The 13,152-nt window shown below is 57.4% G+C and carries 10 protein-coding genes; 9 read left to right on the top strand and 1 reads right to left on the bottom strand.

The features are described from left to right. Positions 1 to 128: 128 nt before the first annotated feature. On the top strand, positions 129 to 1,085 hold the full coding sequence (locus L2Y28_RS07195) for a VirK/YbjX family protein (RefSeq protein ID WP_022647608.1): 957 nt from the start codon (positions 129 to 131) through the stop codon (positions 1,083 to 1,085). On the opposite strand, the gene L2Y28_RS07190 is transcribed toward L2Y28_RS07195, so the two are convergent. Next, the gene (locus L2Y28_RS07190) at positions 1,082 to 2,740 is read right to left on the bottom strand and encodes an ATP-dependent endonuclease (RefSeq protein WP_022647607.1); all 1,659 of its coding nucleotides are present in this window, start codon (positions 2,738 to 2,740) and stop codon (positions 1,082 to 1,084) included. The two genes, L2Y28_RS07195 and L2Y28_RS07190, sit on opposite strands and share 4 nt — an antisense overlap. Positions 2,741 to 3,031: 291 nt before the next feature. On the opposite strand from L2Y28_RS07190, the gene aqpZ reads away from it, so the two are divergent. The 8 genes from aqpZ (at position 3,032) to L2Y28_RS07150 (ending at position 13,044) form a co-directional block, all read left to right on the top strand. Further along, entirely contained in the window at positions 3,032 to 3,727 is a 696-nt protein-coding gene (aqpZ, locus tag L2Y28_RS07185) for an aquaporin Z (protein WP_026080729.1), read from the top strand. Positions 3,728 to 3,904: 177 nt separating this feature from the next. Next, the gene (locus L2Y28_RS07180) at positions 3,905 to 4,804 is read left to right on the top strand and encodes a lysine exporter LysO family protein (RefSeq protein WP_022647606.1); all 900 of its coding nucleotides are present in this window, start codon (positions 3,905 to 3,907) and stop codon (positions 4,802 to 4,804) included. Between the two features lie 144 nt (positions 4,805 to 4,948). Then, positions 4,949 to 6,601: a hydroxylamine reductase gene (gene hcp / locus L2Y28_RS07175; RefSeq protein ID WP_022647605.1), complete on the top strand. Its 1,653-nt coding sequence runs from the start codon at positions 4,949 to 4,951 to the stop codon at positions 6,599 to 6,601. A 10-nt stretch (positions 6,602 to 6,611) separates the two neighbouring features. Next, positions 6,612 to 7,580, top strand: a complete 969-nt coding sequence (gene hcr, locus L2Y28_RS07170; protein WP_022647604.1) for an NADH oxidoreductase — start codon at positions 6,612 to 6,614, stop codon at positions 7,578 to 7,580. Positions 7,581 to 7,732: 152 nt separating this feature from the next. Continuing rightward, positions 7,733 to 9,451, top strand: a complete 1,719-nt coding sequence (gene poxB, locus L2Y28_RS07165; protein ID WP_022647603.1) for a ubiquinone-dependent pyruvate dehydrogenase — start codon at positions 7,733 to 7,735, stop codon at positions 9,449 to 9,451. Positions 9,452 to 9,489: 38 nt separating this feature from the next. Continuing rightward, positions 9,490 to 10,491 carry a low-specificity L-threonine aldolase gene (gene ltaE, locus L2Y28_RS07160; protein ID WP_022647602.1) on the top strand — a complete coding sequence of 334 codons (1,002 nt, stop codon included), beginning with the start codon at positions 9,490 to 9,492 and terminating at the stop codon, positions 10,489 to 10,491. 10 nt (positions 10,492 to 10,501) lie between these two features. After that, entirely contained in the window at positions 10,502 to 11,938 is a 1,437-nt protein-coding gene (locus L2Y28_RS07155) for an SDR family oxidoreductase (RefSeq protein WP_022647601.1), read from the top strand. A gap of 92 nt (positions 11,939 to 12,030) precedes the next feature. Next, positions 12,031 to 13,044: an NAD(P)-dependent oxidoreductase gene (locus L2Y28_RS07150; RefSeq protein WP_022647600.1), complete on the top strand. Its 1,014-nt coding sequence runs from the start codon at positions 12,031 to 12,033 to the stop codon at positions 13,042 to 13,044. Positions 13,045 to 13,152: the final 108 nt, after the last annotated feature.

The raw sequence follows: 13,152 nt of genomic DNA, 5'->3' as shown, positions 1-13,152 counted from the left end.
CACCGTTGATTTTATCTAAACCACTCCTCAACGAAACCCCCGATCCCCGTAATCGTCGGGAATTGTTTACCCGATGTTGATAAAGCGCCTGCTGAAATAGCGAAATTCCACCAGAAGCAGGATCTAACATGTCTTCCATCGTCGATACACCTTATTCAACGCTGTCCCAGCCTAAATCGGGCTGGCAACTGTTTAAAAGCCTGGCATCGGGTTCCCTCACGCCGGGGCTGGCGTGGCAAAATCCGGCCTATCGACGTAAGTTTATGCTGCGCTCGCTGGCAACGCCGTTCACCACTGCGCGCCTGCTCGGAAACCTTGCAAAACAGCCCCGTCTGATGCAGATCCTGCGCGTGCAGCCCGGCCTGCCGTGCCGCCTGCACCGACCGTGGCTGACCGTCAATATGGGCCGTCAGAATACGCTGGACGCATTGGACAATCACTATCAGATGATGAGCCGCCATCTTCCGGCGTCACTGCTGAACGGCTACCTTTCCAGCCAGGGCATCACGCTGGTGACGTTAACGGGCAAAGAGGAGCAGCAGTTTAGCGTTCGCCTGAGCGCGGATGCGTTTCTGGACAAAGAAGGGGAAGCGACCCTCACTTTTTGCGACCACCAGAACACGGTGCTGGCCGAGCTGACCTTTACGCTGTGCAAATACCAGGGCAAGTCAACGCTCTTCATCGGCGGAATGCAGGGGGCGAAAGCGCATGTCCCGCACGAGCACATTCAGCTGGCGACCAAAGCCTGTCACGGACTGTTCCCAAAACGTCTGTTGGTTGAAGCGGTCATGACGCTGGCAGGCGCCTTCCCCGTCGAGCAGATCCTCGCGGTGAGTAACGCCACCCACATCTACCGCAGCTGGCGCTATCGCAAGAAAAAAGAGGGAAAATTGCTGGCTGACTATGACTGCTTCTGGCGCTCCCTTGGCGGACAGCAGCAGGAGAACGGCAACTTTGCCCTGCCACTGACCATGCCACGCAAACCGATGGAAGAGATTGCGAGTAAAAAACGGTCCGAGTACCGCCGCCGCTATATCCTGCTTGATAGCCTGCTCCAACAGGTATCGCAGGCGACTGCCCGTTAATCGGCTCTCCCGCGTGCCAGCCAGAGGACGCGGGAGAACATTTTACGCAGCAGCGTGGGCACCGACTCCACGCCCCGCCTGCCCGCTTCCGTCGCGACTTCAATGGCCAAATCCGGTTTTGACGACCGATGGATAGCTTTGGCAATCACCCTACGCATATTCATGGGCACATCCACCGGGATCATCGCCACGCGGTGAAAGACGTCGTCAAATCCCTGGCGGTACATAAAGTGCTCCATGTCCATCGCGGGCAGCGTGGTCAGATGTTCCCGCTCCTCTTCACGATCGTTATTGAGCAGGCTACGCACGGTCGCCGCATATTTTTTACCCGCCTCATCGCCATCCACCAGCACGTGCCACTCTATCCCCATCCGGCGCGCAAATTTGATCAGCGGCTTTAAGCCAGACTGAGCAAATTCGATCACTTTGATCCCTTCGGCATCAAAGTGGTGCCCGCACTGGCGCGCCAGCTCGTTTATCACCCAGGTTTCGGTTTCCCCTTCCACCAGCAACCAGCAGCGGGCAAACAGGGAAGAGGCACGGTTAAAACGGATATGAAACGCAATGCGTCGGCCATCTTCGGCATTTAACCCGCCGGGCCCGAGCCGGTAGGCGGTGACCCGCGAGGATTCACGCACCAGGCGGCAGACATACTCCACCGGCGTCAGGGAGAGCAGCTCGCCGGAATTCGTGGTGGTGACACGCTGCAACGGCAGCAGATTAAGAAGATGCCACGCCACGGAAAGCATAATCGGGTGCAGCCGCGTTTCCGGATCTTCCACCAGCAGCAAAGGGCGCGCGTCCCGATCCAGGCGCACCGTCCCTTTCGCCTGTAAAAGCGTGGAGAATAATCCCAGCAGGATCACCCGATGCGTGCGCCCGCTGGGGCGGTCGATCATGCGGTTGATAATATCGAGATAGCGCCAGCTTCGTTGCTCGTCGTGCGAGCGGCGGCGCATCAGGCGGTGGCGCGCCTGCCCCGTTCCCTGCTCAGAGAAGTAGTGCTCCAGCAGTTGGACCATGGCAGACAGTCCCTGACGGATCTGGCCGTCGGTGAGGTTCTGCGGCCGTGAGACCAGTTCACGGGCGAGGAAATCCAGCTCGCGGGCGGTCACCTCCACCTCGGGCATATTCGGCACGGTGCCGTTACGGATCCGCCGCATAAAGCGCGCGTCTCGTAAGCGCAACACGGGGGAGAGGCGGATCAGATGGCGGGCAAGCTCGTCAATATTAACGAGCGGGATCGGATTCCCCTTCTCATCAAGAAATTCACGCAGGGTTAATACCCCGTCGTTTTGCGCCATTTCGCCCTCAAGGCGATAGAAAATACGCTGGAACCCATCTTCACAGGGCACCCAGCAGGGCGACATAGGGCGAAAACGACGCACGCGATGGCGACCGGGCTCGGATTCGCGGAAGGTCAGAATGATATGCAGGTGTTTCTCGCGCCCGTTGACATCCCCCGGCGGAAACCAGAAGTCATCATGGACGAAGTGGTACAAGTTCTCTTCGGGCGAAAGCAGCAGCGTCAGGGCATCCAGCAGGCTGGATTTACCCCAGGCGTTTTCGCCTATCAGGACGTTGTTCTGTTCCAGTTGCAGCGACAGGCGGTTAATCCCGCGAAACCCGACAATCTCCACACGTTCGAGTAGCATACATCCCCCGCATTTCGGCCACTTTTTCCTTCAAGTTATCAGCAGTATAGCGGCAGGCTGTAGGTCACGACAGCAGAATATACACCCCCTTAATTATTGGGCTATGCTCTAATTACCTCCGTTCTGAACAAGGATTGACATCACATTGCCTTAAATCAAATTTAGTGAATTTATTTGAGTGGCGAAGGGATGTTGATGGTTTCAAAATACTGGCTCTTTGAGTCGTCATCCCTTTATGGCGATATAACCCGCGCGCAGGAATGGGCGCGGACGTTTATTATTGAGGTGGTTATGTTCAGAAAATTAGCGGCAGAATGCTTTGGTACATTCTGGCTGGTGTTTGGTGGCTGCGGTAGCGCAGTACTGGCAGCCGCATTTCCGGAATTAGGTATTGGATTTGTCGGCGTCGCGCTGGCATTCGGTTTAACCGTATTAACCATGGCATTCGCGGTGGGGCATATTTCCGGCGGTCATTTCAACCCGGCCGTCACGTTAGGTTTATGGGCGGGCGGACGTTTCCCGGCGAAAGATATTATTGGCTATATTATTGCCCAGGTTATTGGCGGTATTATTGCCGCGGCGGTGTTGTACGTCATTGCCAGCGGAAAAGCCGGGTTTGACGCCGCGGCCAGCGGATTTGCGTCAAACGGCTTCGGCGAACACTCTCCAGGCGGCTACTCAATGCTGTCTGCTATCGTGATTGAAATTGTGCTCACCGCAGGTTTCCTGTTGGTGATCCACGGCGCAACGGACAAATACGCGCCTGCGGGCTTTGCCCCCATTGCTATTGGTCTGGCGCTGACGCTTATCCACCTGATCTCCATCCCGGTGACCAATACCTCCGTTAACCCGGCACGTAGCACCGCGGTGGCTATTTTCCAGGGCGGCTGGGCGCTTGAACAGCTGTGGCTGTTCTGGGTGATGCCAATTATTGGCGGTATTCTGGGCGGCGTGCTGTATCGCACCCTGCTGGAAAAACGCGATTAATTAAGTGCGGCCTGTAATGTCGGGTGGCGCTAAAGCTTACCCGACCTACGTGAGTGTGCACTTTGTAGGCCGGGTAAGGCGCAGCCGCCACCCGGCTTTCTTTTGCCGCTTTACTGTACAGCCTTTATTGGGTAGTGTCTCTGGCGCTTAAATGATACTCAAAAGGACCGGCTGTTCATGTTCTCAGGACTCCTCATCATTCTTCTGCCCCTGATTGTGGGCTATCTTATTCCGCTGCGTCATGAATCGGCCTTAAAGCTTATTAATCGTTTTCTCAGCTGGATTGTTTACGTCATTCTGTTCTTTATGGGGATCAGCCTGGCCTTCCTGGATAATCTGGCGACGAACTTGCTTTCCATCCTGCATTATTCTGCGGTTACGGTAGTGGTTATTCTGCTGTGCAATATTGCCGCGCTGTTCTGGCTGGAACGCACTATTCCCTGGAAAAATCACCACCATCAGGAAAAGCTTCCCTCCCGAATTGCGATGGCGCTGGAATCATTAAAGCTGTGCGGCGTGGTGGTGCTCGGTTTTTTACTGGGGCTAACCGGATGGGCTTTTTTACAGCACGCTACGGAAGCCAGCGAATATACGCTGATTTTCCTGCTCTTCCTGATCGGTATTCAGTTGCGAAATAATGGCATGACGCTGAAGCAGATTGTCCTGAACCGCCGGGGCATGATGGTTGCCGTTATCGTTGTGGCCAGCTCAATGGCGGGGGGAGTGATTAACGCCTTTATTCTCGATCTGCCGCTGAAAACCAGCCTGGCGATGGCATCCGGTTTTGGCTGGTATTCGCTGTCCGGTATTCTGCTGACCGAATCGTTTGGTCCGGTGATCGGCAGCGCCGCCTTCTTTAACGATCTGGCGCGCGAGCTGATAGCCATCATGCTGATCCCCGGCCTGGTACGCCGCAGCCGCTCTACCGCGCTGGGCCTGTGCGGGGCCACCTCAATGGACTTTACTCTGCCGGTGTTACAGCGCTCGGGAGGTCTGGAGATGGTTCCTGCCGCTATTGTACACGGCTTTATTCTGAGCCTGCTGGTCCCCATCCTGATGGCGTTCTTCTCAGCCTGATACTGCTTTGGCGGTAGTGAACCTGCCGCCAAAATTGCGCTAAATCAATAACCCTCCACTTAGTATAAGAAAGCACTTTTCTCCGTTGTGGCACAGGCATAACCTTAAACATGTATTTCAAATATAACTTCAACAGGTGTGATTATGTTTTGTGTGCAATGTGAACAAACCATCCGTACCCCGGCAGGCAACGGCTGCTCTTACGCGCAGGGTATGTGCGGCAAAACCGCAGAAACGTCCGATCTCCAGGACCTGCTGATTGCGGCGCTGCAAGGCTTATCCGCCTGGGCCTTCAAGGCCCGTGAATATGGCCTTGTCGATCACTATGTCGACAGCTTTGCGCCGCGCGCATTTTTCTCCACGCTGACTAACGTTAACTTCGATTCTCCACGCATTGTGGGCTATGCCCGCGAAGCGATTGCCCTGCGTGAAGCCCTGAAAGCGCAATGCCTGAATGCCGACGCCAGCGCCCGCGTGGACAACCCGATGGCGGAACTACAGCTGGTGAGCGACGACCTGGGCGAGCTACAGCGTCAGGCCGCCGAATTTACTCCCAATAAAGACAAAGCGGCGATTGGCGAGAACATCCTCGGCCTGCGCCTGCTGTGCCTGTACGGTCTGAAAGGTGCTGCGGCGTATATGGAGCACGCGCACGTACTCGGCCAGTACGACAACGACATTTATGCCCAGTACCACAAAATCATGGCATGGCTGGGCACCTGGCCTTCCGACATGAACGCCCTGCTGGAATGCTCGATGGAAATCGGCCAGATGAACTTCAAAGTGATGAGCATTCTGGATGCCGGTGAAACCAGCACCTACGGCCACCCAACGCCGACGCAGGTCAACGTCAAAGCGACCGAAGGTAAATGCATCCTGATCTCCGGCCACGACCTGAAAGATCTCTACAACCTGCTGAAGCAGACCGAAGGCACCGGCGTTAACGTCTATACCCACGGCGAAATGTTGCCCGCGCACGGCTACCCGGAACTGCGTAAATTTAAGCATCTGATCGGTAACTACGGCAGCGGCTGGCAGAACCAGCAGGTGGAGTTCGCCCGCTTCCCTGGCCCAATCGTCATGACCTCTAACTGCATCATCGACCCTACCGTGGGCGCGTATGACGACCGTATCTGGACCCGCAGCATCGTCGGCTGGCCGGGCGTGAGCCACCTTGATGGCGATGATTTCGGTCCGGTTATTGCGCAGGCGCAGCAGATGGCAGGCTTCCCGTACAGCGAAATTCCGCACCTCATCACCGTCGGTTTTGGCCGTGAAACCCTGCTGGGTGCGGCGGATTCCCTGATTGACCTCGTTAGCCGTGAAAAACTGCGTCACATCTTCCTGATCGGCGGCTGTGACGGCGCGCGCGGGGAACGTAACTATTTCACCGATTTCGCCACCCGCGTTCCGGAAGACTGTCTGATCCTGACCCTGGCCTGCGGTAAATACCGTTTCAACAAGCTGGACTTCGGCAACATCGAAGGTCTGCCACGCCTGGTGGATGCTGGTCAGTGTAACGATGCGTATTCAGCCATCATTCTGGCGGTCACGCTGGCAGAGAAACTGGGCTGCGGCGTGAACGATCTTCCGCTGTCGCTGGTGCTCTCCTGGTTCGAGCAGAAAGCGATCGTTATTCTGTTGACCCTGCTCTCTCTCGGCGTGACCAACATCGTCACCGGGCCGACCGCGCCAGGCTTCCTGACGCCGGACCTGCTGGCCATCCTGAACGAGAAATTTGGTCTGCGTTCCGTGACCAACGTTGAAGATGATATGAAGCAACTGCTGAGCGCGTAAGGAGTAACTCATGACCATGCCAACCTCACAATGTCCGTGGCGGATGCAGGTTCATCACATCCAACAGGAGACGCCGGATGTGTGGACACTGTCGCTGCTGTGCCATGACTACTACCCGTACCGCGCAGGTCAGTATGCGCTGGTGAGTGTGCGTAATTCGGCGGATACCCTGCGCGCCTACACGATCTCCTCCACGCCGGGCGTGAGCGAATACATAACGCTCACCGTCCGTCGTATTGATGACGGCGCAGGATCCGAGTGGCTGACCCGGGACGTGAAGCGCGGGGATTACATCTGGCTGTCTGACGCGCAGGGCGAGTTTACCTGTGACGACAAGACGGAAGATAAATTCCTGCTGCTGGCGGCAGGCTGTGGCGTGACGCCGATTATGTCGATGCGTCGCTGGCTGGCGAAATACCGTCCTCAGGCCGACGTGCAGGTGATTTTCAGCGTGCGTTCCCCGGAAGATGTGATTTTTGCCGAAGAATGGCGCAACTATCCGGTGACGCTGGTGGCTGAGCACAACGCGACGCACGGTTTCGTCGCGGGGCGTCTGAGCCGCGAAATGTTGCAAAGCGTGCCGGACATTGCGGATCGTACCGTGATGACCTGCGGCCCGGCGCCGTACATGGAGATCGTGGAGAAAGAAGTGAAAGCGCTCGGCGTGACCCGCTTCTTTAAAGAGCAGTTCTTCACGCCTGTAGCGGCAGCGGCGACCAGCGGGATGAAGTTCACGAAGCTGCAACCGGCGCAGACCTTCTTTGGTCGCGTGGGCACCACGCTGCTTGAAGCGCTCGAAAGCAATAACGTGCCGGTAGCGGCAGCCTGTCGCGCGGGTGTGTGCGGCTGCTGTAAGACGAAGGTGGTTTCCGGTGAATACACCGTCACCAGCACCATGACGCTGACCGATGCGGAAATTGCAGAGGGTTACGTGTTGGCGTGTTCATGCCATCCGCAGGGGGACCTGGTGCTGGCATAATCTGGCGCAGTGCCCCCATTTGTTGCCGGGTGGCACTGCGTTTACCCGGCTTACGTTGTGCCTACTGCCTGTGCGTATGGAATACCAGGCAGCCAATACAGTGACTTTCTTCTAAGCTTGTAAGCGATATCACATAAAGGAGAAGGACCACCATGAAACAAACCGTGGCTGCATACATAGCGAAAACCCTGGAGCAGGCTGGCGTAAAGCGTATCTGGGGCGTCACCGGCGATTCGCTGAACGGACTCAGCGACAGCCTCAACAAGATGAAGACCATTGAATGGATGCCCACCCGCCATGAAGAGGTCGCCGCCTTTGCCGCGGGTGCCGAAGCGCAGCTCACGGGCGAACTCGCCGTCTGTGCAGGTTCCTGCGGACCGGGAAACCTGCACCTTATCAACGGTCTTTTCGACTGTCACCGCAACCATGTTCCGGTGCTGGCGATTGCCGCACATATTCCGTCATCCGAAATCGGCAGCGGCTATTTTCAGGAGACGCATCCTCAGGAGCTGTTCCGTGAATGCAGCCACTACTGCGAGCTGGTCTCGTCGCCGGAGCAGATCCCACAGGTGCTGGCGATAGCCATGCGTAAGGCGATCCTGAATCGCGGGGTTTCGGTGGTTGTGCTGCCGGGGGACGTGGCGCTGAAGGCCGCACCTGAAACCGCCACCACCCACTGGTACTCTGCGCCACAGCCAACCATTACCCCTGCGGATGAAGAGCTTAAAAAGCTGGCGCAACTGCTGCGATACTCCAGCAATATCGCCCTGATGTGCGGCAGCGGCTGTGCCGGCGCGCATAAAGAGCTGGTGGAATTTGCCGCTAAGCTGAAGGCGCCAGTTGTGCACGCCCTGCGCGGGAAAGAGCACGTTGAATACGATAACCCGTACGATGTGGGCATGACCGGGCTGATCGGTTTTTCCAGCGGCTTCCATACCATGATGAACGCCGATACGCTGATCCTGCTCGGCACCCAGTTCCCGTACCGCGCGTTCTACCCGACGGATGCGAAAATTATCCAGATCGACATTAATCCCGGTAGCATCGGCGCGCACAGCAAGGTGGATATGGCGCTTATCGGCGATATTAAATCCACCCTCGCCGCCCTCCTGCCGCTGCTGGAAGAAAAAACGGACCGCAAATTCCTCGATAAAGCCCTGAGCGACTATCGCGATGCGCGTAAGGGGCTGGACGATCTCGCCAAACCTAGCGAAAAAGCGATCCACCCGCAGTATCTGGCGCAGCAGATCAGCCACTTCGCCGACGACGATGCCATCTTCACCTGCGACGTGGGTACGCCCACCGTCTGGGCCGCGCGCTATCTGAAAATGAACGGCAAACGACGCCTGCTTGGCTCGTTCAACCATGGCTCAATGGCCAACGCCATGCCGCAGGCGCTGGGCGCGAAAGCAACGGCACCGGAACGTCAGGTGGTGGCGATGTGCGGCGACGGCGGGTTCAGTATGCTGATGGGGGATTTCCTGTCGGTGGCGCAGATGAAGCTTCCGCTGAAAATCGTGGTCTTTAACAACAGCGTGCTGGGCTTTGTGGCGATGGAGATGAAGGCCGGAGGCTACCTCACGGACGGCACCGAGCTGCACGACACCAACTTCGCCCGCATCGCCGAAGCCTGCGGTATCACCGGTATTCGGGTGGAGAAAGCCTCAGAGGTGGACGAAGCCCTGCAACGTGCCTTCTCCATCGACGGCCCGGTACTGGTGGATGTGGTGGTCGCCAAAGAAGAGCTGGCAATCCCGCCTCAAATCAAGCTGGAACAGGCTAAAGGTTTTAGCCTCTACATGCTGCGCGCCATCATCAGCGGGCGCGGTGACGAAGTGATCGAACTGGCAAAAACCAACTGGCTCAGGTAAAACATTTCACAAGACCTCTTAAATGAAAGGGATGTGAAATGATTGATTTACGTAGTGATACCGTTACCCGTCCGGGCCGCGCCATGCTCGAAGAGATGATGGCCGCCCCGGTCGGGGACGACGTCTACGGCGATGACCCGACGGTCAACGAACTCCAGCGCTATGCGGCCGAGCTGAGCGGTAATGAGGCTGCCCTGTTCCTGCCCACCGGCACGCAGGCTAACCTGGTGGCGCTGCTGAGCCACTGCGAGCGCGGCGAAGAGTATATCGTCGGCCAGGGGGCGCATAACTACCTGTATGAAGCCGGCGGCGCGGCGGTGCTTGGCAGCATTCAGCCGCAGCCGATCGATGCTGCGCCGGACGGTACGCTGCCGCTGGACAAAGTCGCGGCAAAAATCAAAGCCGACGATATTCACTTCGCCCGCACTAAACTGCTTAGCCTTGAAAACACCCATAACGGTAAAGTTCTGCCGCGCGAATACCTGAAAGCGGCATGGGATTTTACCCGCGAGCGCAAGCTCGGCCTGCACGTTGACGGCGCACGTATCTTCAACGCCGTGGTGGAGTACGGCTGCGAGCTAAAAGAGATCACCCAATATTGCGACTCGTTCACCATTTGCCTCTCTAAAGGGCTGGGTACGCCGGTGGGTTCCCTGCTGGTTGGCAGTGCAGACTACATCAGACGCGCCAACCGCTGGCGTAAAATGACCGGCGGCGGGATGCGTCAGGCGGGTATTCTGGCGGCTGCCGGACTGTACGCCCTGAAAAATAACGTGTCACGCCTGAAAGACGATCACGACAATGCGGCGTGGATGGCAGCGCAGCTGCGTGAAATCGGCGCTGATGTCATGCGTCATGACACCAACATGCTGTTTGTCCGCGTCGGCAATGAGCATGCTGCCGCGCTGGGCGAATTTATGAAAGCCCGAGGCGTGCTGATCAATGCCTCCCCGGTCGTGCGACTGGTGATGCATCTTGACGTTAACCGCGAGCAGTTGACCGAGGTGGTGAAACACTGGCAGGCGTTTTTACAGCGTTAAGGAGCATACCGTGCCGCAACGTATTCTGGTGCTCGGTGCCAGCGGGTATATCGGTCAGCATCTGACCACTGCGTTAAGCCAGCAGGGGCACCAGGTGCTGGCAGTGGCACGCAACACGGAACGCCTGCAAAAGCTACATTTGCCTGGCGTGACGTGTCACAACGTTGACCTTAACTGGCCGAAAGCGCTTCCTGCGCTGCTGGAAGGGGTCGATACGCTTTACTACCTTGTTCACAGCATGGGCGAAGGCGGCGATTTTATCGCCCACGAGCGTCAGGTGGCGATGAACGTACGTGATACGCTGCTGCAAACGCCGGTAAAGCAGGTGATCTTTCTAAGCTCGCTTCAGGCGCCTGAGAACGAGCAGTCAGACCATCTGCGCGCCCGGCAACTGACGGCAGAGACATTGCGAAGCGCCCGTATCCCCGTCACCGAACTGCGGGCAGGGATCATCGTCGGCGCGGGTTCCGCCGCGTTCGAAGTGATGCGCGATATGGTCTACAACCTGCCTGTGCTGACACCGCCGCGCTGGGTACGCTCGCGCACCACGCCCATTGCGCTGGAGAATTTACTCCACTATCTGGTGGCATTGCTGGATCATCCGGCGGCGGCGCATCGTGTGCTGGAGGCGGCTGGCCCGGAAGTGTTGAGCTATCAGGCGCAGTTCGAACATTTTATGCGGGTGAGTGGCCGCCGCCGCTGGCTGGTGCCCGTCCCCTTCCCGACCCGCTGGATTTCGGTGTGGTTTTTGAATGTGATCACCTCCGTGCCGCCGACGACTGCCAAAGCGCTTATACAGGGACTGAAACACGATCTGCTGGCGGACGATCGTGAACTGCGTGCCTTGATCCCTCAGGAATTGATCCCCTTCGACGATGCCGTACGCAATACGCTGAAAGAAGAAGAGAAGCTGGTGAACTCCAGTGACTGGGGCTACGACGCGCAGGCGTTTGCCCGCTGGCGGCCCGAGTACGGCTATTACCCAAAACAGGCGGGCTGTACGGTAAAAACCACTGCCAGCCTCTCAGCGCTGTGGGACGTTGTGAACCAGATCGGCGGCAAAGAGCGCTATTTCTTCGGCAATATCCTCTGGCAAACGCGCGGCGCGCTGGATCTGCTGGTGGGTCACCGGCTGGCAAAAGGCCGTCCTGCCGCCCCGTATCTGAACGTGGGCGATACGGTCGACAGCTGGAAGGTGATCATCGTTGAGCCGGAAAAACAGCTGGCGCTGCTGTTTGGCATGAAGGCACCGGGGCTGGGGCGGCTCTGCTTCACCCTTAAAGACAAAGGCGTTCACCGCGAGCTGGACGTTCGGGCGTGGTGGCACCCGCACGGAATGCCCGGGCTGTTCTACTGGCTGCTGATGATCCCGGCACACCTGTTTATCTTCCGCGGAATGGCGAAACGGATTGCGCAACTGGCAGAAGAAAAGCGGGAAAGTAACTAAATAAAACTCTTAATCTTTCACCTTTCCCATTGCAACACATCGTAATTCACGAAAGAATGCGCACGAAATTCTTTTCAACACAGTGGATTGTTATGAAGGTACTGGTTACCGGGGCGACCAGCGGCTTAGGCCGAAATGCGGTCGAATTTCTGCGCAACAAAGGCATCAGCGTGAGGGCCACCGGTCGCAACGAGGCGATGGGCAAGCTCTTGCAAAAAATGGGCGCTGAGTTTGTCCATGCCGACCTGACGGAGCTGGTCTCCTCTCAGGCCAAGGTGATGCTCGCCGGTATCGATACGCTGTGGCACTGCTCCAGTTTTACCTCCCCGTGGGGTACCCAGGAAGCCTTCGATCTCGCCAACGTGCGCGCCACGCGCCGTCTGGGCGAATGGGCCGTCGCCTGGGGCGTGCGTAACTTTATTCATATCTCTTCCCCGTCGCTCTATTTTGATTATCACCATCATCGTGATATTCAGGAAGATTTCCGCCCTGCGCGCTTTGCCTGTGAATTTGCCCGCAGTAAAGCGGCTGGCGAAGAGGTGATCGACCTGCTGGCCCAGTCAAATCCGCACACCCGCTTTACCGTGCTGCGACCACAGAGCCTGTTTGGGCCGCACGACAAAGTCTTTATCCCGCGACTGGCCCAGATGATGCACCATTACGGCAGCGTGCTGTTACCGCGCGGCGGCGATGCGCTGGTAGACATGACCTATTACGAAAATGCCGTTCACGCCATGTGGCTGGCGAGCCAGCCGGAGTGCGATAAGCTGGTGTCGGGCCGCGCCTATAACATTACCAACGGCGAACCCTGTACCCTGCGCAGCATTGTGCAAAGGCTGATTGATGAGTTAAAAATCGACTGCCGGATCCGTTCCGTTCCCTACCCGATGCTGGACATGATTGCCCGCAGCATGGAGCGCTTTGGCAGTAAATCGGCGAAAGAGCCTGCGCTGACGCATTACGGTGTGTCGAAGCTCAACTTTGATTTTACGCTGGATATTTCTCGGGCGGAGAACGAGCTGGGGTATAAACCGATTATCTCGCTCGATGAAGGGATAGTGCGTACGGCGGCGTGGTTGCGGGATCACGGGAAGTTACACCGGTAAGCGTTCCAGCCTCATGTAGGCCGGGTAAGCGCAGCGCCACCCGGCAAAAAACAGAGAGTGCGGACTGATGCCCTCACCCGGGCTCTCTCCCACAGGTAGAGGGTGCAA

This window comes from Enterobacter sp. JH25 (genome assembly GCF_021725435.1).
In the GTDB taxonomy this organism is placed as follows: Bacteria; Pseudomonadota; Gammaproteobacteria; order Enterobacterales; family Enterobacteriaceae; genus Enterobacter; species Enterobacter intestinihominis.
The sequence above is the reverse complement of the archived record's forward strand: the minus strand, read 5'-3'. Positions and strand labels throughout refer to the sequence as shown.